Here is a 17,982-nt window from a genome sequence, read left to right as displayed (position 1 = left end):
CCCTTCCCTGCCTTTGCGCTGACGCGGCGCGAACGCACCGGAGGGCTTGTCCCCGTGTCCGACCATCTCCCCCGTCCCCGCGCCGCGGAGGGCGCACGATGAAGGCCGGGTCGGCGCCCCGCCGGGCGCTCCTTCTGGCCAACCCGAAGGCCCGCAACGGCGGCTTCTCCCTCGATGCGGTGCGCGACATCCTGGGCCGCGGCGGCATCACGCCGGTCGAGCCCCCGGGCGAGGCCGACTGCACCGCCGTGATCAAGCGCCACGCCGATGCGTGCGACCTCGTGATCCTGGGCGGCGGCGACGGCACCCTGAACGCGGCGGCGCCGGCCTTGGTCGAGACCGGCCTGCCGCTCGGCATCCTGCCGCTCGGCACGGCGAACGACCTCGCGCGCTCCCTCGCCATCCCGCTCGATCCCCTGGCCGCGGCCGAGCTCATCACCACGGCCGAGGCGCAGCCCGCCGATCTCGGCTGGGTCAATGGCCACTATTACTTCAACGTGGCGAGCATCGGCTTCTCGGCCGAACTCGCCGGCGACCTCACGGCCGAGTCCAAGAAGAAATGGGGCACCCTCGGCTACGCCATCGCGGCGGTGCGGGTGCTGCGCCGGGTGCGTCCCTTCACGGTGACGATCGAGCATGACGGCACCACCGAGAAGGTGGTGACGATCCAGGCCTCGGTCGGCAACGGGCGCCATTACGGCGGCGGCATGACGGTGGAGGAAGGGGCTTCGGTCGATGACGGCAAGCTCGATTTCTACAGCCTCGAAGTGGCCCATTGGTGGCGCCTGATCGCGCTGCTGCCGGCGCTCCGGCGCGGCACGCACGGGCAATCCGACGACGTGCGCGCCTTCAAGACCACCGAGATCAGGCTCACGACGCGCCGGCCCCGCCCCGTCAACACCGATGGCGAGTTGACCACGCACACGCCGGCTCATTTCAAGGTCGTGCCGAAGGCGGTGCGGATCTACGCGCCGGCGCCGGCCGAGCGGCCGAGCGCCGCCGGCGGCAGCCGCCTCCTGTCCCTCTAAGCGTAGGCCTCGACGCGCCGTGGATCACCTGCTTCAACTCGCCGCCGACCCCACCGTCTGGGCCGCGCTCGCCACCCTCATCGTGATGGAGGTGGTGCTCGGGATCGACAACCTGATCTTCATCTCGATCCTGACGAACAAGCTGCCGCCGGAGCACCAGCAGAAGGCCCGCCGCATCGGCATCGGCCTCGCCCTGATCCTGCGGCTCGGCCTGCTCGGCACCGTCGCCTTCATCGTGCACCTCACCGAGCCCGTCATCGCGGTCTTCGGCAAGGGCTTCTCCTGGCGCGACATGATCCTGATCGGGGGCGGCCTGTTCCTGCTCTGGAAGGCCACCAAGGAGATCCACGAGAGCGTCGACCCGCACGACGCCGACGCGGAGAAGCCGGGCGCGAGCCTCGGCTTCGCGGCGGCGATCGGCCAGATCCTGCTCCTCGACCTCGTCTTCTCGATCGACAGCATCATCACGGCGGTGGGCATGACGGACCACGTGCCCGTCATGATGATCGCCGTGATCGTCGCCGTCGTGGTGATGCTGATCGCCGCCGACCCGCTCTCCCGCTTCATCGCGGCGAACCCGACGGTGGTGATGCTGGCGCTCGGCTTCCTCATCATGATCGGCATGACGCTGATCGCGGAGGGCTTCGGGGCGCACGTGCCCAAGGGCTACATCTACACCGCCATGGCCTTCTCGGCGGGCGTCGAGGGCCTCAACATGCTGGCCCGCCGGCGCAAGCGCGCCAAGCGGGGGGCGCCGGTCAGCGCGGCGCCGGGCAAAGGGGCGCCGGGCAGCACGAGGCCCGGACAGGCCCTGCCGGTGCAGCGCCGGGCCAAGGTCTGACGCCCGCCCGGGCGGGGGCCCGCTGCCTCAGTAGAGCGGTTCCAGCTGCACGTTCGGGATCGGGAAGGGACCGAGGCTCAGGCGGCCCTCCGCGAGGCGCAGGGGCGGCAGGGCCTTGAGGGGCGCCTCGCCCGGGGCGGCGTCGGGCTGCGGCGGCTGGCGCCGGCCGCCGCCCAGGAGCTGGCCGACGAGGTTGCCGATCAGGGCACCCCGATCGGCGCCGAAGCGCTGGCCCATGACCTGGCCGACGAGGGATTCGAGGCCCGCCGCGCGCAGATCGAGCTGGCCGGCGAGGCGGTGGGACTCGTCGAGATCGAGGCTGCCATGGGCCTGGAGCCGGCGGTCGCCCTTGGCGATCGACAGGAGCGCGATGTCGAGGCTGCCGCCGGCCCGGCGCCACGCCTCCAGCTCTTGCGGCACGGGGCCGGTGCGGAAGGTCGTGGCGCGGTTGACGCTGGCATCGAGGGCGAGGTCGGCCGGTGCCGCGGCGCCCACGAAGGCATCGAGCATCGGCACCGCGGCCTGGGCCACCCGCAGGCTGACATCGACGGCGCCGTCGCTGTCGAAGCGGCCGGGCGTCGGGCGGGCATGGAGCTCCAGATGCTTCACGTCGAAATCGATCGGCGCCAGCATCGCGCCCTTGACGCTGCCCTTCGGCGCGTCGACCACCAGGGAGGCACGCACGAAGCCGTCCGCGGCGCCGTGGAAGCTGCCCTCCAGAGATTTCCAGGTGACGTCGCCGGTGAGGCCGCCCTGCTCGACGTGGAACGGGCCGGCGGCCTGCAGCAGGCCGTGGCGCGGCTGGTAGACCTGCACCAGGGCGGTGATCGGCCCGAGGGTGAAGCTGCCATCCTGGCGCGCGAGCTTGAGGCTGGCGCAGCGCAGTTCGAGGCGGAAGGGATAGCCGGTGATCGCGCGGTCCGCGCAGGTCCAGCTTCGCCCTGCCGCGGCCTCGCGGGCGAGCCAGCCGTCGATCTCCCGGGTCGCCCGGTCGCGGATATAGAACCAGCCCGCCGTCCACAGAGCCGCGACGACGAGGAGCAGGATGAAGGGAAGGAACAGCCCGAGGCGCCCGCGGCGCTTGGGCGCGCCGGCCCGCGGCAGGCCGGCCTGGGGCGGTTCGATGTTGGACGGGTCGATCCGCCCGGTGTCACGCGCCATCTCGTCCGCTCCCTCAGCTCACGCCGGCCCTGGCGGGGCCGCCCGATTCCCGCGGGATCATGGTCCCGCAAAAGGCATGGGGGCCACCCGGCGGGCGGGCAAGGGAATGGCGGGCATTAAGGGGCGAAAGCATGGCGGCCGGGCGCCGGGCCCGGTGCCGCTCAGGCGCGGGCGGGGTCCGCCGTCTCGATGCGCAGGTCGGTCACGATCGCCTTGCGCTCACTGGTGGTGCCGGCCAGCCGGTGCACGTGCATCTCGCTGGCGCCGGCCTCGCGCGCGCGCGCGAGCCAGGCGGGAGACGGATCCGCGCCGATCCCGGCCGTTGCCACGGCCACGAGTTCGGCAAGACCGCTCTCGTCCCGGCGCACCGCCATGACGACGGCCTCGCCCACCTCGTCGAGATCGGTCTCGCTCAAGGCATGGACGCCCACCACGTAGCGCTTGCCGGACCGGCCGCGCCACGCGCTCAGCGCCAAAGCCGGCGCGCCGCCGAGGCCGGAGGCGGTCCTCAGGCGTTCCTCGCGCACGTCCTGCCTCCGTGACCGGTCGTCCTTGAGGTCGCGCAGGGCGGCCGACCAGGACAATGCTCTCTTGTTCGCCATTTGTTCTATACTACCCCGGGCGATTCCGCAGCGTCAAGGACGCCGCCTTCCGTCCCTCAAGATGGGGATTTGCAGGGTTATCCACAAGCCGCGGCCCCGATTTCGAGCCTTCCCACAGGGATGCGAACCGGCGCGGATTGCCGCAGCCGGGCGGGCTCAGGCGATGCGGGAGCGCTCGGGGTCGGAGGCCTCGGAATCGGTGGCCGGCAGGGCATGGCCGCGCGCGGCGAGCTCCGCCCGGCCGCTCGCCAGGAGCGCGTTCGAGGCGGCCTCGATCCGGGCTTCCACGAGTTCGAGGAACGGCGCGCGGCCGAGCCCGTGCGGGATCGGGGGCAGGAACTCGATCACCGCCGTGCCGGGGCGGCGGCTCAGGCTGCGGCGGGGCCAGTACAGGCCGGTATTGAGGGCGACCGGCAGGCAGGGCACGCCGAGCGCCGCGTAGAGGTGGGTCAGGCCGAGCTTGTAGGCGGGCACCGCGCCGGGGGGCCGCCGGGTGCCCTCGGGGAAGATGATGAGCTGGCGCCCGTCCCGGATCGCGCCCGCCGCCGCCTGGTTCATCAGCGCCATGGCGCGGGTGCCCTTGGTGCGGTCGATCGCCACCATGCCGCTGCGCGACAGGTACCAGCCGATCAGCGGGATCCAGAGCAGCTCGCGCTTCAGGATATAGGCGAAATCGTCGAACCGGGTGACGAGGGCGAGGGTCTCCAGGGCCGATTGATGCTTGGCCGCGATCAGGAGCGGGCCCGGCGGCACGTGCTCGAGGCCCCGGAACTCCACGGAGAGGCCGCCCACCACCCGCAGCAGCCACAGGGTCGCCCCGGCCCAGGTCTGCGCCAGCCGGATCACCCAGCGCTGCGACAGGAGGGTCGGCAGCGCGCCCACGGCCAGCACGGTGGTGAGAAGATAGAAGCAGATGTTGAAGGCGATCGAGCGGAGGGCGAGCATGAGGAACCTGGGTCCGGCGCGGCGGCGCCTCCTTTAGCCTGCCACCGCGCCCCGCTCCAAGCGCAAGCCTCAATCGCCGACGGCCAGGGTCCCGCGCTGGCGCGGATCGGCGGCGCCCGCCAGGAGCCCGTCCACGCGCATCACGGAATTGGCCGAGCCCGAACTCGCCCCGACCCGGACCGTGTGACCGCGCGCCCGCAGCAGCGCCAGGGTGTCGGGCGAGATCCCCTCCTCGGTGAAGAGAACGTCCGGCCGCCACTGGTGGTGGATGCGGGGCGCCGCCACCGCCTCGGCGAGGTTCAGGTGAAAGTCGAGGACGTTCACGATGACCTGCAGCACCGTCGAGATGATGCGGCTGCCCCCCGGGCTGCCGGTGACGAGGAGGAGGCGTCCGTCCCGGAACACCAGGGTCGGGGTCATCGAGGAGAGGGGCCGGGCGCCGGGCGCCACGAGATTGGCCTTGCCGCCCACCAGCCCGTAGGCGTTCTGGGCGCCGATCTTGGCGGCGAAATCGTCCATCTCGTTGTTGAGGATCACCCCCGTCCCCTCCGCCACGAGGCCGATCCCGTAGGAGAAGTTGAGGGTCGTCGTGGTGGCGACCGCGTTCCCGGCCGCGTCGACCACGGAGTAATGGGTGGTCTGGTCGGATTCGAAGGGCAGCGGATCGCCGGCCTTGACCTCGGCGGCGGGCCGCGCCCGGTTCGGGTCGATCTGCGCCCGCAGCCGCTCCGCGTAGGGCTTGGCGATCAGGCCTTCGAGCGGCACCCGCGACCGGCTCGGATCGCCGAGCCAGGTGGCGCGGTCGGCATAGGCCGGCTTCATGGCCTCGGCCAGGATGTGGAGGGCCTCGGCGCTCCCCGCCCCCATCCTGGCGAGGTCGAAGCCCTCCAGCACGTTCAGGATCTCGATCAGGTGGATGCCGCCCGAGCTCGGCGGCGGCATCGAGACGATCTCGGCGCCCCGGTAGCGCCCGCGCACGGGCTCGCGGATCTCGGGCCGGTAGGCGGCGAGGTCGGCCACCGTCAGGAGGCCGCCCGCGCCCTGGACCGCGCCCGCGATGCGCTCGGCGATGGCGCCGGTGTAGAACGCGTCCGGGCCCCCCTCGGCGATGGCCCGCAGGGTGTCGGCGAGGTCGGTCTGCACCAGGGTCTCGCCGCGGGCGAGGGTCCGGTCGCCTCGGAAGAAGATCGTGCGGCTCGACGGCCAGCGCCCGAGGAGGCCAGCCGCGCGGGGCAGCGAATCGGCGAGCCCCGCCTCGACCGGGATCCCCGCGCGAGCCATCCGCTCGGCCGGGGCGATCAGCTCCGCGAGGCTGAGGCGCCCCGAGCCGTAGAGGCGGTGCGCCTCGGCCATGCCCCGCACGCTGCCCGGCACGCCCACCGCCTTGCCGCTCCGGACCGAGGCGGCGCGGTCGGGCTCGCCGTCGGGGCCGAGGAACATGTCGGCGGTCGCGGCACCCGGCGCGGTCTCGCGGAAATCGAGCGCCACGGTCGCGTTGCGCTCGGCCAGGTGCACCAGCATGAAGCCGCCGCCGCCGAGATTGCCCGCCCGCGGCAGGGTCACGGCGAGCGCGAACCCCACCGCCACCGCCGCGTCGACCGCGTTGCCGCCCCGGCGCAGGATCTCGACCCCGACCTCCGCCGCCCGCGCCTCCTGGGCCGCCACCATCCCGTGCGCGGCCAGGACCGGCAGCATCCGGGCATCGTCCGCCTGGATCGGCGGGGATTCAGGCGAGGGCTGAGCAGAGGGCTGGGCCGGGGGCTCGGCAAGGATCTGGGCAAGCATCTGAGCCGGCGCGGGCCCCGCGAGGGCGAGCGTCAGGATCGTGACGAGGGCAGCACGTCGAAAACCTGTCATCCCCGCACAGATAGGGCATCGCCGCGCCCCGGTCTCGCTCGCCTTGGGGTTCGTCCGGTCTGCGCGTCGGCCCGGCGATGCCTGCTCCGGCGGTCGGGAGCGTGGCGTCCCTCAGGCGCCGGGCGCCCCGCGGGGCGGCTGCGCCGCGCTGCGCCCCGCGACGAGCCAGTAGACGAGGCCCGCCGTCGCGCCCGTCAGGAACAGGATGGCGCTGAGATGCCCCTCCGCCGCGAGGCGCTCCGCCCCGCCCGGCCGAACGGCGCCGCGCGCCAGCCAGGGCAGCGCCGCGGTCAGGAGGCCGGCGGCGCCCGCGTACCACGCCAGCGCGCGCAGCCGCAGGGTCTCGCCCACGAGGGCGACGAGGACGGGCGGCGCGACGAGGAGCACCGACAGCGCCTGCGCCAGCCCGGCCAGCGCCAGCAGCATGGTCTCGGGGGCCATCCCGGCTGCGAGATCCGACAGGGTCGCGTCGAGTCCGGCAAGCGCGCCGCCCGCGAGCCAGGCCTGCGCCGCCGGATCGAGCACTAGGACGAGGACCAGCGTCAGGGCGCCCGCCGGGACGGCCAGCAGGAGAGCGAGGCTGAGGATCAGAAGACGGCCGAGAACGCGCATCCCCCCGTCATAGCCGGGCAGGCGCGGATTTGCGCAACTCCCCGGTCGATGCCGGCGCGGCAGGCCCCCTCTCCCGTGCGGGAGAAGGTTGGGGTGAGGGATGAGCGCCTTCAGGATGGAGCATGCGGTCGTATCGCCGACCGGGCGCCGATCGGGCGCACCTCGTTCTGAAAGGTCTCGACCCTCACCCTGTCCCTCTCCCGCACGGGAGAGGGGATCCGCGCCCGCTTCGGCACGGGCGCGGCCAACGGTCCCGTCGCAACGCGATCGGGAACAGCTCTAGCTGGGTCTGAAGCTGAGATCCTGCTCCGCATCCACGTCGAACGCCCCCAAGAACTCCGGGCAATCATCCTTCAGCGATGGCTCTGAGATGCGTGAGGGGCGCGTCCTGCCTCGGGTAGCCTCGTCGGTCTCCCAAGGGTCGTGGATGAGGATGCGGCCTGTTCTGGAACGGCAGACTTTGACATGGGTCATGCCGCCGGTGTCTATGCCGAGGTCCAGCCCTGTCGTGCCAGCGCCTTCCTGCTCCACCGTGAGGCTGCGGTCGTATTCTGCCAGGAAGGGGTGCGCGAACCGGCGATCCAGCGTCAGGCTCAAGCCCGGCAGCTGCGCCGTTGCCTTGTCGTGGAACTGCCCAGACCGACGATCAGGCCCGAGGACGATCCAAACCATGAAGGGAACGGCCCGCTCAGAGCAGCGGCTCCTTGGCGGCGGCCTGCTCGCGGGCGCAGATGGTCTGGTCCGGCGCCGTGCCGCCGGCCGCCAGCGCCTTGGCGAGGTCCTGCCGGGCCCGGTCGAGATCGGCCCGGAACCCCGCATCGCCCTGCAGGGCCGCCACGATGGCGGCGCCGTTGGTGCGGCCGGCCTCGATGTCGCTCAACCAATGCACGCCGCAGATCACCCGGCTCTCGCCATAGGCCCGGCCGCGGGTGAGGATCGCGGTGGCCTTCTCGGGCACGAGGCTCGCCATGATCAGGGCGTAGGCCCAGCCCTGGGTGGCGTGGCCGGACGGGTAGCTGAAGCTGTCGGCCAGGGCCTGCGAGCGCTGCACGCAGATCGGCGCCTCGTTGCCCACGAAGGGGCGCAGGCGCCGGTAATGCACCTTGGGGCCGCGGGTGGCGCGGGCGATGTCGAGGCGGGACCGCTCCAGCAGGGTGATCAGGGCCGGCACCCGGGCCTGGTCGAGGCGGGTGCCGAGCACGCAGGCGAAATTGTCCAGGATCGCGCTCGCGCCCTCGGCGACGTCGGCGGTGGCGAGGTCCCAGCGCGGGCTGCCCTTGATCGCCCGGGTGGCGTTGAACGCGACCTTGTCGGCGTTCTCGGCGGCCGAGTGGCTAGCGGGCGGGGCGGGCAGGATCGCGACCGTATCCGGCATCAGGGCGTCGGCGAGGTAGGGCTTGGGCGCGGGCTGGCCCGGCTTCAGCGATTCGGCGCCGACCGAGGGGGCCGAGCGCTCGCTGCCCATGCTGCCGGGCCCGAGATCGCCCTGTCCCGGTGTCGCCCGGGCGGGTCCCGCGCCTTGCGTCGTTGCGCCTTGGGGCGCCGAACCTTGCGGCGCCGCCAGGACCGGGCCGGCGGCCAGGAGCAGCGCGAGGGTGGAGCGAGCGAGGGTCGGGATCAGGCGGGGCATCGGGTCTCGAACCTTCGGGAGCGGCTGCGGAATGCGGCCCGGTGGCCGGGCGGGGGGCCTCAGGCGGCGGCGCGGATCGCGGCCGCGACCTCGCCGGCATATTCCTCGTGCGGGCTGAGCGCGCCCGGAATCGTCTCCTTGACGACCCGTCCGGTGGCCACGAGGGCATCCATCTCGGCCCCGGAGCGGCGGGGCGCCCGCTCCGGCCGCAGCACCCGGATCGGCGGCAAGGCGCCGGTGAACAGGTCGAGGAAGGCCTCGCGCGTCGAGACCGGGTCGAGGCCGCCGGTGACGAAGGCCGCGGTGCCGAAGCGGCCGCCGGGCTGGCGCGTGATGGCGTGCTTGTCGGCGATGACGCCCGGGGTCACGTGGGCCGGGTCGGCGTAGACATGGGCGCGCATCATCCGGCCGATCACCGGCGGGCTGATGTTGATGCGGTAGAGCACGTCGCCGAGGAACGGCGCCTCGACGGCGCGGCGCAGGGCCCGGAACAGGCCCTGGCGCTCCGGCCCCAGGGCGGTGGGGAGCGGCCCGCGCCAGGTCGGGGCGATCAGGATCAGGCGGCCGAAGCGGCGGGGGTCCTTGCGGGCGGCCGCCACGAGATAGCCGGCGGCGTGGCCCGCCGCGATGCCGAGGGCGTAGGGCCCGGGGGCGGCGGCCAGCAGCGCGTCCAGGAAGGCGTGGAGCGTGCCCGGATTCATGGGCACCCGGGCGCGGGGCTGGTCGCCGAAGCCCGGCCAATCGGGCACGAGGCAGCGGTGATCGTGCCCGAGATCCTTGGCGAGCGCCCGCATCTCGGAGCGGGCCGAGATCGAGGACAGGGCCGGCAGCAGCAGCGCCTCCGGCCCGTGGCCCACCACGTCGCAGGGGGTGGGCACCCGGCGGCCCGCGACGTCGAGGTTCAGGGTCCGGGTGGCATGCGCCGGCTCGACCATCTCTCGCGTCCCCCTCCCCTCGCGCCGCGGCCCGAGCCGCATGCCCCGTGCGCCGTGCCCCGAGCCCCATGCCCCGAGCCTCATGCCCCGAGCCTCATGCCCTGGGCGCCCGGCTCGCGGGCGCCCCCGATGATGTAGCGCGTTCCGGGGCGTTCCGGCTGCGCGACACGTCGTTCCGGGGCCTTCAGGTCCGCAGCAGCTCGTTGATGGCGGTCTTGGCGCGGGTGCCGGCATCGACGCGCTTGACGATCACCGCGCAGTAGAGCCCCGGCCCGGGGCTGCCGTCGGGGAGGGGCTTGCCCGGCATCGTGCCGGAGACCACCACCGAGTAGGGCGGCACCCGGCCGTACATGACCTCGCCGGTGGTGCGGTCCACGATCTTGGTGGAGGCGCCGATATAGACGCCCATGGAGAGGACGCTGCCCTCCCCGATGATCACGCCCTCGGCCACCTCGGCGCGGGCGCCCACGAAGCAATTGTCCTCGATGATGACCGGGTTGGCCTGCAGCGGCTCGAGCACGCCCGCGATGCCGGCGCCGCCCGAGATGTGGCAATTCTCGCCGACCTGGGCGCAGGAGCCGATGGTCACCCAGGTGTCCACCATGGTGCCCTTGCCCACATGCGCCCCGAGATTGATGAAGGAGGGCATCAGCACCGCGCCCGGCGCGATGAAGGAGCCGCGGCGCACGAAGCAGCCCGGCACCGCCCGGAAGCCGGCGCCCCGGAACTCGGCCTCGCCCCAGCCCGCGAATTTCGACGGCACCTTGTCCCACCAGGGCGCGCCGTCGGGGCCGCCCGCGATCGGCGCCATGTCGTTGAGGCGGAAGGAGAGCAGCACCGCCTTCTTGAGCCACTGGTTCACCTGCCAGTCGCCGCCGACCTTCTCGGCGACGCGCGCGCGGCCCGAATCGAGGAGGTTCAGGGCCTCGTCGACGGCCTCGCGCACAGGGCCGCGGGTGGCCGTGTCGATGCCGGCGCGCTCCTCCCAGGCGGTCTCGATGGTGCTGGCGAGGTCGGCGTGGGACATGGCGCTTTCCGTTCAGGTCGGTCGAGGAATCGGCCCCGTGCTTACAAAAGCCCGCCCAGCCTGTCACCTCGCCTGTGGAACCCGGCCCGTCAGCCGGCCTCGAACATCCCCCGCACCCGGTCGAGCCCCCGGCTCAGCCCCGCGAGGTCGTCGGCCAGGACGTCGTGGATCGCCGAGGCCGCGTCGGGAAACTCCTCCAGCACGCGGCGCATCAGGGTCGGGGTGATGCGCATCACCTCGGCGGGGGCGGTCGCGCGGGCATCCGAGGGGCGCTCGCCGCGCAGGAACAGGGCGAGCTGGCCGATCAGGGCCGAGCGGCCGGCCCGCACGGGCTGGGCCCCGGCCACGCGCGGGGCGAGCTCGATCGTGCCCGAGAGCACCACGAAGCCGCCATCGGAGCGCTCGCCGCGGGCAAACAGCAGGTCGCCGGGCGCGAGGCTGCGCCGCTCGGCCGCGAAGGTAAGGAGCCGCAGGGCGTCCCGGCCCATCAGCCCGAACAGGGGCGCGGCGGCCAGGACCGCAATGTCGTCGTCGAGCCCCAAGCCCAGCCCCTGCGCGCCCGGTATTGCGGGGCGCCTGTTTAGCCGAAGCCCGGCGCGGGCACCATCGTGGCGACGCTCGCCGGGCTCACGTCGTGGCGACGCTCGCGGGGCTTGCGCCATTCAGGGCAGCAGCTTGTAGCCGCCGCCCTCGGTGACCAGGATCGCCGCGGTGGCGGGGTTCGGCTCGATCTTCTGGCGCAGGCGGTAGATATGGGTCTCGAGGGTGTGGGTGGTGACATGGGCGTTGTAGCCCCAGACCTCGGCGAGCAGCGTGTCGCGGCCCACCACCTCGCGGCCGGCCCGGTAGAGGAAGCGCAGGATCGCGGTCTCCTTCTCGGTGAGCTTCAGCTTCGAGCCGCGCTCGCCGACGAGGAGCTTGGCGCCCGGCCGGAAGGTGTAGGGGCCGATCTGGAAGATCGCGTCCTCGCTCGCCTCGTGCTGGCGCAGATGCGCCCGGATGCGGGCGAGCAGCACCGCGAACTTGAAGGGCTTGGTGACGTAGTCGTTGGCGCCCGCCTCCAGGCCCTCGACGGTGTCCTCCTCCGAATCCTGGGCCGTCAGCATGATCACGGGCCCGCGGAAGCCGTTGCGGCGCATCACCCGCACCGCCTCGCGCCCGTCGATGTCGGGCAGGCCCACATCCATCACGGCGAGATCGATGCGCTCATCGGCGACGCGGTTGATCGCGGTGGCGCCATCGGGGTCGCTCACCACGATGAACTCGTCGTAGAGGTCGAGCTGTTCCGTCAGCGTCTCGCGCAGGGTCGCGTCGTCGTCGCAGATCAGGAGGCGATGGGGATTCGACATCGTCCGAGGGACTCTCAACAAGGCACACGCACGGTCGGGCGGCCAGTGCGTCGGCTCCGGCCCGAACGATCCGGGACGGCGGCCGGCGGCAGGGGCGGGCGGCCTATCCGCCTGCTCGCCGCGACGCGACGCGATCCGGGCATACGCACCAAAGTACCGGTGTTCTCATGCCTGCGAAATCGCTTGTGCGCAATCAGAAAGGGAATGTCATCAACCATGGCCGCATCCCGGGCTGTCGGCGACATAGGGATCCCCCGCCGATCGCGCGGCGGCCGACCGGGACCGAATCGGCCGCTCCCGAATCCTGCCCGACTCCCGGACCATACCCTGCAAAGCATGAAGCCCAATCGATGAAACGCACGACCCTGAACCTCCTGCGGGTGCGCGCCCGCGTGGGCGACCGCAGCCGCGGCCAAGTCCTGGCCGGCCCCGTCATCATCCCCTGCGCGCTCGGCCGCTCCGGGATCACCCCGGTGAAGCGCGAGGGCGACGGCGCCTCCCCGCGCGGGCGCCTCCGCCTGCGCGGGGGCGTCTACCGCCCGGACCATTTCGGCGCCCGCCCGGCCACGCGCCTGTCGTTGCGGCCGACGAAGCCCCGCGACGGCTGGTGCGACGAGCCCCGCGACCGCCGCTACAATCGGCCGATTCTCCTCCCGGCCCCGGGCATCAGCGCCGAGGCGATGTGGCGCGAGGACGGCCTCTACGACCTCGTCGTCGATCTCGACTACAATCGCGGCCCGATCCGCCCCGGACGCGGCTCGGCGATCTTCCTCCACGTGGCCCGTCCCGGCTACGGCCCGACCGAGGGCTGCGTGGCGCTCAAGCGCCCCGATCTGGTGCGGCTGTTGCGCCGCTTGGGGCCGCGCACCAGGATGCTGATCGGATAATCGATAAGCCGGCTATTCATTCTGTCTTTAGATCGACTTACCAAGATTCCTGGCGGCGCATCGCATCGGAGCCGATATCCGCCGACCTACTCCTGTAGCCGGCAATTCTTCTCGGCTCGCAGCACCGGTTTCGTCGTGTCTCGTTCCGGTGCGCCTGTCGGAGCACCCACCCGTCGGCGGCGGCAACAAAGCCCGTCCGTCGTGGTGGGGTGTTCCGAAGCCCCGTCCTCGCCACCTTGGCCTTTACAGAACCCATTCCATGCGATCTGTGGATGCATGTTGGGAGAATTCGGCAAGATGGAAGCGCTCGCGGCCACGCCCTGTCACTGCCTCGCGGTCCGGCAGGCGGCGCGGCAGGTGACGCAGCTCTACGACCGCTGCCTCGCCGAGGTCGGCCTGCGCGCGACGCAATATTCCGTCCTGGCGGTGCTGGGGCGGCTCGGGCCGGTGGCGGTGCACGAACTCGCCCTGAACCTCGTCATGGACCGGACCACCACGGGCCGGGCCCTGCGGCCGCTGGAGCGGGACGGCCTCGTCCATATCGGGCCGGGGCGCGATGCCCGCACCCGTGCCCTCAACCTGACACCGAAGGGCCGCGCGCTGCTGGAGACCGCGCGCCCGCTCTGGAGCCGGGCGCAAGCCGCCTTCGAGGCCGATTACGGCGCGTCGGAGGCCGAGCGGCTGCGCCTTGCCCTGGCGCGGGTGGTCGGCCGCGCCTGAGCCCCCGTCGCGCGATCAATCCTTGCGCGCGCGGGCGCCGAAGATCGCGGTGCCGACCCGGACATGCGTCGCGCCCATCTGGATCGCCGCCGGGTAATCCGCGCTCATCCCCATCGAGAGGATCGGCAGGTTATGCGTCCGGGCGATCCGGGCCAGCAGGGCGAAATGCGCCGAGGGCGGGTCCTCGGCCGGCGGGATGCACATCAGGCCGTTGATGGCGAGCCCATGGGTGTCGCGGCACTCGGCCAGGAGCGTGTCGAGTTGCGCGGGCGAGATGCCGCCCTTCTGCGGCTCGTCGCCGGTATTGACCTGGATCAGGAGCGTCGGATTCCGGCCGCTGCGGGCGATCTCCTTGGCGAGGGCGGCCGCCAGCGAGAGCCGGTCGAGGGAGTGGATCACGTCGAACAGCTCCACCGCCTCGCGGGCCTTGTTCGATTGCAGCGGACCGACAAGGTGCAGTTCCACGTCCGGATAGCGCGCCTTGAGGTCCGGCCATTTGGCCTTCGATTCCTGCACGTAGTTCTCGCCGAACAGGCGCTGCCCCGCCTCCAGCGCCGGCAGGATCGCGTCGGCCGGCACGGTCTTGGAAACCGCGATCAGGTGGACGTCGCCGGGCGCCCGCTCGCAATCCTCGGCGGCCCGGCGGATGCCGGCGCGGACCTCGGCCAGCCCCGCCGCCACGTCGGCCACGCCCACCGGCGCAGCGCCCCCAGTCGCGCCGGCCTGGGGCGCGCCGGCCTGGGGCGCAACGGCCGCCGGCAAGGTCTCGGTCTCGCTCGGAGTCTCGGACATGGCTGGTCTCTTCGGGTGTCTCGGGCTTGGGCTGGCGCCAGCGGAGTATCACCGAGAACGCGCGCGGCAAATCGGGGCTCCCGTTTGGATTCGCGCCATCCCCTCCCCTGCCCCGCCGGCCTGCCCGGCGCCCGCCCGCGCACCATCGCATTTGTTGACGGAGGCCGGCTCTCCTGTGGTAGTCCGGCCTCGCAGCGGCGTCGAACCGAAGGTCCGGCAAGGATCCGGCGCCGCACCGTTCCTCCCGACACACGATCTCGGCCCGGGTCCGCCCAGCCCCTGTGGTGACTTGACCATGACGAATGCCGCCGCCCCGAACGCCGCCCTCGAGCGCTACAACGCCAAGGATGCCGAGCCGCGCTGGCAGCAGGCCTGGTCGGAGGCTGGAATCTTCACCACGCCGAACGACGATCCGCGCCCGAAATACTACGTGCTGGAGATGTTCCCCTACCCGTCGGGGCGCATCCATATGGGCCATGTGCGCAACTACGCCATGGGCGATGTGGTCGCGCGCTACAAGCGGGCGCGCGGTTTCAACGTGCTGCACCCGATGGGCTGGGACGCCTTCGGGCTGCCGGCCGAGAACGCCGCGATGGAACGCAAGGTCAATCCGCGCGACTGGACCTACGCCAACATCGCCACCATGCGCGGCCAGCTGCAATCCATGGGCCTGTCCCTCGATTGGAGCCGCGAGATCGCGACCTGCGATCCCGCCTATTACAAGCACCAGCAGCGCATGTTCCTGGAATTCCTGAAGGCCGGCCTCGTCACGAGACGGACCGCTAAGGTTAACTGGGATCCGGTCGACCACACGGTTCTGGCCAACGAGCAGGTGATCGACGGGCGCGGCTGGCGCTCGGGCGCCCTCGTGGAGAGCCGCGAGCTGACCCAGTGGTTCTTCAAGATCACCGATTTCGCGCAGGATCTCTCGGACGCGCTCGGCGGCCTGGAGCGCTGGCCCGAGAAGGTCCGGCTGATGCAGCGCAACTGGATCGGCCGCTCGGAGGGCCTGGAAGTGCGCTTCGCCCTCGACCATCCCGTCGGCACGCAGGATCTCATCGAGACGATCAAGGTCTACACCACCCGGCCCGACACCCTGTTCGGCGCGAAGTTCCTGGCGATCGCGGCCGACCATCCGGTCGCGGCGGCGCTCGCGGGCCATGATGCGCGGCTGCAGGCCTTCATCGAGGAATGCCGCCGCACCGGCACTGCGCAGGCCGCGATCGACACCGCGGAGAAGCTCGGCCACGATACTGGCCTGCGGGTGCGCCACCCCCTCGACCCATCCTGGCTGCTGCCCGTCTACGTGGCGAATTTCGTCCTGATGGAATACGGCACCGGCGCCGTCTTCGGCTGCCCGGCCCACGACCAGCGCGACCTCGACTTTTCCAACAAGTACGGCCTCGGCAACACGCCCGTGGTCTGCCCCGAGGACCAGGATGCCGCGAGCTTCCTGATCACCGACACGGCCTATGACGGCGACGGGCGCATGATCAACTCGCGCTTCCTCGACGACATGACCACCGAGGAGGCCTTCCGGGCGGTGGCCGACCGGCTGGAGGAGGAACGCCTCGGCGGTGCGCCGGTGGCGGCCCGCAAAGTGCAGTTCCGCCTGCGCGACTGGGGCGTCTCGCGCCAGCGCTACTGGGGCTGCCCGATCCCGATCATCCATTGCGCCGATTGCGGCGCCGTGCCGGTCCCGGTCGCCGACCTGCCCGTGACCCTGCCGGAGGAGGTGTCCTTCGACGTGCCCGGCAACCCGCTGGAGCGCGATCATGCCTGGCGCAACGTCCCCTGCCCCGCCTGCGGCAAGCCGGCCCGGCGCGAGACCGACACCATGGACACCTTCGTGGATTCGTCCTGGTACTACGCCCGCTTCACCGCGCCCTGGCTGCAGGATGCCCCGACGGACCGCGCCGCCGTCGATCACTGGCTCGCGGTCGATCAATATATCGGCGGCATCGAGCACGCGATCCTGCACCTGCTCTACGCGCGCTTCTTCATGCGGGCCATGAAGGAGACCGGCTGGTCCGGGGTGGCGGAGCCCTTCGCGGGCCTGTTCACCCAGGGCATGGTGGTGCACGAGACCTACAAGGATGCGGCCGGCGCCTGGGTGCAGCCGAGCGAGGTGCGGATCGAGGCGCAAGGAGCGGAGCGGCAGGCATTTCACGTGAAAACGCAGGCGCCGATCAGCATCGGCGCCATTGAGAAGATGTCGAAGTCGAAGAAGAACGTGGTCGACCCCGACGACATCATCGCGAGCTACGGGGCCGACACCGCGCGCTGGTTCATGCTCTCCGATTCCCCCCCGGAACGCGACGTGATCTGGACCGAGGAGGGCGTGCAGGGTGCCGCCCGCTTCGTGCAGCGCGTCTGGCGCCTCGTCGCGACGGCGGCGGGCGCCAACGGGAGCGACGCCGCGGCCGGCGCGGCGCTCCGCAAGGCCGCCCACAAGGCGCTGGCCTCGGTCGAGGAGGATGTCGAGCGCCTGCGCTTCAACCGATGCGTCGCCCATATCTACACCCTGGCCAACGCCCTCGAAGAGGCCTTGCGCAACGGGGTCCCGGCCAAGGCGGCCGGGGAGGCGGCCGGCATCCTGGTGCAGCTCATCGCCCCGATGATGCCGCACCTGTCCGAGGAATGCTGGCGCGCGCTCGGTCGAACCGGCCTCGTGGCGCAGGCGCCCTGGCCGCAGGCGGACCGGGCGCTCCTGATCGAGGACGAGGTCACCCTCCCGGTCCAGATCAACGGCAAGAAGCGCGCGGACGTGACCGTGCCGCGCGAGGCCGGCGCCGCCGCGGTCGAGGCCGCGGTGCTGGCGCTGGAGCCGGTGCAGCGGGCACTCGAGGGCAGGACGCCCCGCAAGGTGATCGTGGTGCCGGGCCGGATCGTGAATCTCGTGGTCTGACGGCGCCCCCTGCCCCGGTCCTGCCCAGAAGAGCGCTCAGGAATCGGTAAGCTTGATCGTTCAGACTGATGACCGGGGCCGGTCCTGCCCTTAAAGGACATGAGACGGAGTCGGGGATTGCGGCGGACCATGATGCGGATGGCAGTGCAAAAGGGTGGCCGGCCGGTCGCCCGCGCGGCGAAGCTCGCGCTGATCGCTGCCCTGGCGGTCAACCTCTCCGCCTGCTTCCGTCCCCTCTACGGTCCCACCGCCTCGGGCGAGCCGATGGCGGCCCTCCTCGCCGGGATTCAGGTCGACGACATCAACATGGCGCAGGGCCAGGAGCGCCTCGGCCATTACCTGCGCAGCGAGCTGATCTTCGACCTCGACGGCTCCGGCCAGCCCTCGCCCAAGCGCTACAAGCTGAAGATGGAGGGCAGCGAGTCCCTGCAGACCCCGATCGTCTCCTCGCAGACCGGGCGCGCCGAGGCCGGCACCATCGTGGCGAACATCCGCTACAGGCTGGAGAATCTCGAAGGCACCAAGATCATCACCGAGGGCGTCGCCACCTCGACGGCGACCTATGACCGCTCGGTGCAGCGCTTCGCCTCGCTCCGCGCGGCCCGCGATGCCGAGATCCGCCTCTCCAAGGTCCTGGCCGAGCAGATCAAGACCCGCATTGCCTCCGTGCTGGTGACGAAGCCGTGAG

The 17,982-nt window shown here is 72.0% G+C and carries 18 protein-coding genes; 6 read left to right on the top strand and 12 right to left on the bottom strand.

All coding sequences use genetic code 11. The features are described from left to right. Positions 1 to 98: 98 nt before the first annotated feature. Together F6X53_RS11990 and F6X53_RS11985 are read left to right on the top strand one after the other, a co-directional pair. A complete protein-coding gene (locus F6X53_RS11990) occupies positions 99 to 1,028 on the top strand; it encodes a lipid kinase (protein ID WP_151000258.1) in 930 nt (309 codons plus the stop codon). Positions 1,029 to 1,047: 19 nt separating this feature from the next. Further along, on the top strand, positions 1,048 to 1,869 hold the full coding sequence (locus F6X53_RS11985) for a TerC family protein (RefSeq protein ID WP_151000257.1): 822 nt from the start codon (positions 1,048 to 1,050) through the stop codon (positions 1,867 to 1,869). A gap of 27 nt (positions 1,870 to 1,896) precedes the next feature. Here F6X53_RS11985 and F6X53_RS11980 read toward each other — a convergent pair whose 3' ends face one another. The 11 genes from F6X53_RS11980 to F6X53_RS11930 form a co-directional block, all read right to left on the bottom strand. Beyond that, positions 1,897 to 3,030, bottom strand: a complete 1,134-nt coding sequence (locus tag F6X53_RS11980; protein WP_151000256.1) for a DUF2125 domain-containing protein — start codon at positions 3,028 to 3,030, stop codon at positions 1,897 to 1,899. 161 nt (positions 3,031 to 3,191) lie between these two features. Continuing rightward, on the bottom strand, positions 3,192 to 3,632 hold the full coding sequence (locus F6X53_RS11975) for a hypothetical protein (protein WP_151000255.1): 441 nt from the start codon (positions 3,630 to 3,632) through the stop codon (positions 3,192 to 3,194). A 156-nt stretch (positions 3,633 to 3,788) separates the two neighbouring features. Then, positions 3,789 to 4,577: a lysophospholipid acyltransferase family protein gene (locus F6X53_RS11970; protein ID WP_151000254.1), complete on the bottom strand. Its 789-nt coding sequence runs from the start codon at positions 4,575 to 4,577 to the stop codon at positions 3,789 to 3,791. A 69-nt stretch (positions 4,578 to 4,646) separates the two neighbouring features. Further along, entirely contained in the window at positions 4,647 to 6,434 is a 1,788-nt protein-coding gene (gene ggt, locus F6X53_RS11965; protein ID WP_151000253.1) for a gamma-glutamyltransferase, read from the bottom strand. Positions 6,435 to 6,545: 111 nt separating this feature from the next. Then, on the bottom strand, positions 6,546 to 7,046 hold the full coding sequence (locus F6X53_RS11960) for a hypothetical protein (RefSeq protein ID WP_151000252.1): 501 nt from the start codon (positions 7,044 to 7,046) through the stop codon (positions 6,546 to 6,548). 279 nt (positions 7,047 to 7,325) lie between these two features. Then, positions 7,326 to 7,718 carry a hypothetical protein gene (locus tag F6X53_RS11955; RefSeq protein ID WP_151000251.1) on the bottom strand — a complete coding sequence of 131 codons (393 nt, stop codon included), beginning with the start codon at positions 7,716 to 7,718 and terminating at the stop codon, positions 7,326 to 7,328. A gap of 16 nt (positions 7,719 to 7,734) precedes the next feature. Beyond that, positions 7,735 to 8,676: an acid phosphatase gene (locus F6X53_RS11950; protein ID WP_151000250.1), complete on the bottom strand. Its 942-nt coding sequence runs from the start codon at positions 8,674 to 8,676 to the stop codon at positions 7,735 to 7,737. Between the two features lie 59 nt (positions 8,677 to 8,735). Then, positions 8,736 to 9,611, bottom strand: coding sequence for an alpha/beta fold hydrolase (locus F6X53_RS11945; RefSeq protein ID WP_151000249.1), 876 nt, complete (start codon positions 9,609 to 9,611; stop codon positions 8,736 to 8,738). 184 nt (positions 9,612 to 9,795) lie between these two features. After that, entirely contained in the window at positions 9,796 to 10,638 is an 843-nt protein-coding gene (dapD, locus tag F6X53_RS11940) for a 2,3,4,5-tetrahydropyridine-2,6-dicarboxylate N-succinyltransferase (protein WP_151000248.1), read from the bottom strand. Positions 10,639 to 10,727: 89 nt separating this feature from the next. After that, entirely contained in the window at positions 10,728 to 11,180 is a 453-nt protein-coding gene (locus tag F6X53_RS11935) for a cyclic nucleotide-binding domain-containing protein (protein ID WP_151000247.1), read from the bottom strand. 120 nt (positions 11,181 to 11,300) lie between these two features. After that, on the bottom strand, positions 11,301 to 11,987 hold the full coding sequence (locus tag F6X53_RS11930; RefSeq protein ID WP_151000246.1) for a response regulator transcription factor: 687 nt from the start codon (positions 11,985 to 11,987) through the stop codon (positions 11,301 to 11,303). 350 nt (positions 11,988 to 12,337) lie between these two features. On the opposite strand from F6X53_RS11930, the gene F6X53_RS11925 reads away from it, so the two are divergent. Continuing rightward, complete coding sequence (locus tag F6X53_RS11925; protein WP_151000245.1) at positions 12,338 to 12,874, top strand: L,D-transpeptidase family protein; 537 nt, start codon at positions 12,338 to 12,340, stop codon at positions 12,872 to 12,874. 276 nt (positions 12,875 to 13,150) lie between these two features. Then, positions 13,151 to 13,594, top strand: coding sequence for a MarR family winged helix-turn-helix transcriptional regulator (locus F6X53_RS11920; RefSeq protein WP_238297924.1), 444 nt, complete (start codon positions 13,151 to 13,153; stop codon positions 13,592 to 13,594). 15 nt (positions 13,595 to 13,609) lie between these two features. Here the strand turns inward: F6X53_RS11920 and F6X53_RS11915 are convergent, their stop codons facing one another. Then, on the bottom strand, positions 13,610 to 14,386 hold the full coding sequence (locus tag F6X53_RS11915; protein ID WP_151000244.1) for a YggS family pyridoxal phosphate-dependent enzyme: 777 nt from the start codon (positions 14,384 to 14,386) through the stop codon (positions 13,610 to 13,612). A 295-nt stretch (positions 14,387 to 14,681) separates the two neighbouring features. Here F6X53_RS11915 and leuS point away from each other — a divergent pair, with 295 nt between their 5' ends. Then, positions 14,682 to 17,294, top strand: coding sequence for a leucine--tRNA ligase (gene leuS, locus F6X53_RS11910; RefSeq protein WP_151000243.1), 2,613 nt, complete (start codon positions 14,682 to 14,684; stop codon positions 17,292 to 17,294). Positions 17,295 to 17,432: 138 nt separating this feature from the next. Next, positions 17,433 to 17,981, top strand: a complete 549-nt coding sequence (lptE, locus tag F6X53_RS11905) for an LPS assembly lipoprotein LptE (protein WP_373875852.1) — start codon at positions 17,433 to 17,435, stop codon at positions 17,979 to 17,981. The last annotated feature ends 1 nt before the right edge of the window (position 17,982 follow it).

Source organism: Methylobacterium soli (assembly GCF_008806385.1).
In the GTDB taxonomy this organism is placed as follows: Bacteria; Pseudomonadota; Alphaproteobacteria; order Rhizobiales; family Beijerinckiaceae; genus Methylobacterium; species Methylobacterium soli.
The sequence above is the reverse complement of the archived record's forward strand: the minus strand, read 5'-3'. Positions and strand labels throughout refer to the sequence as shown.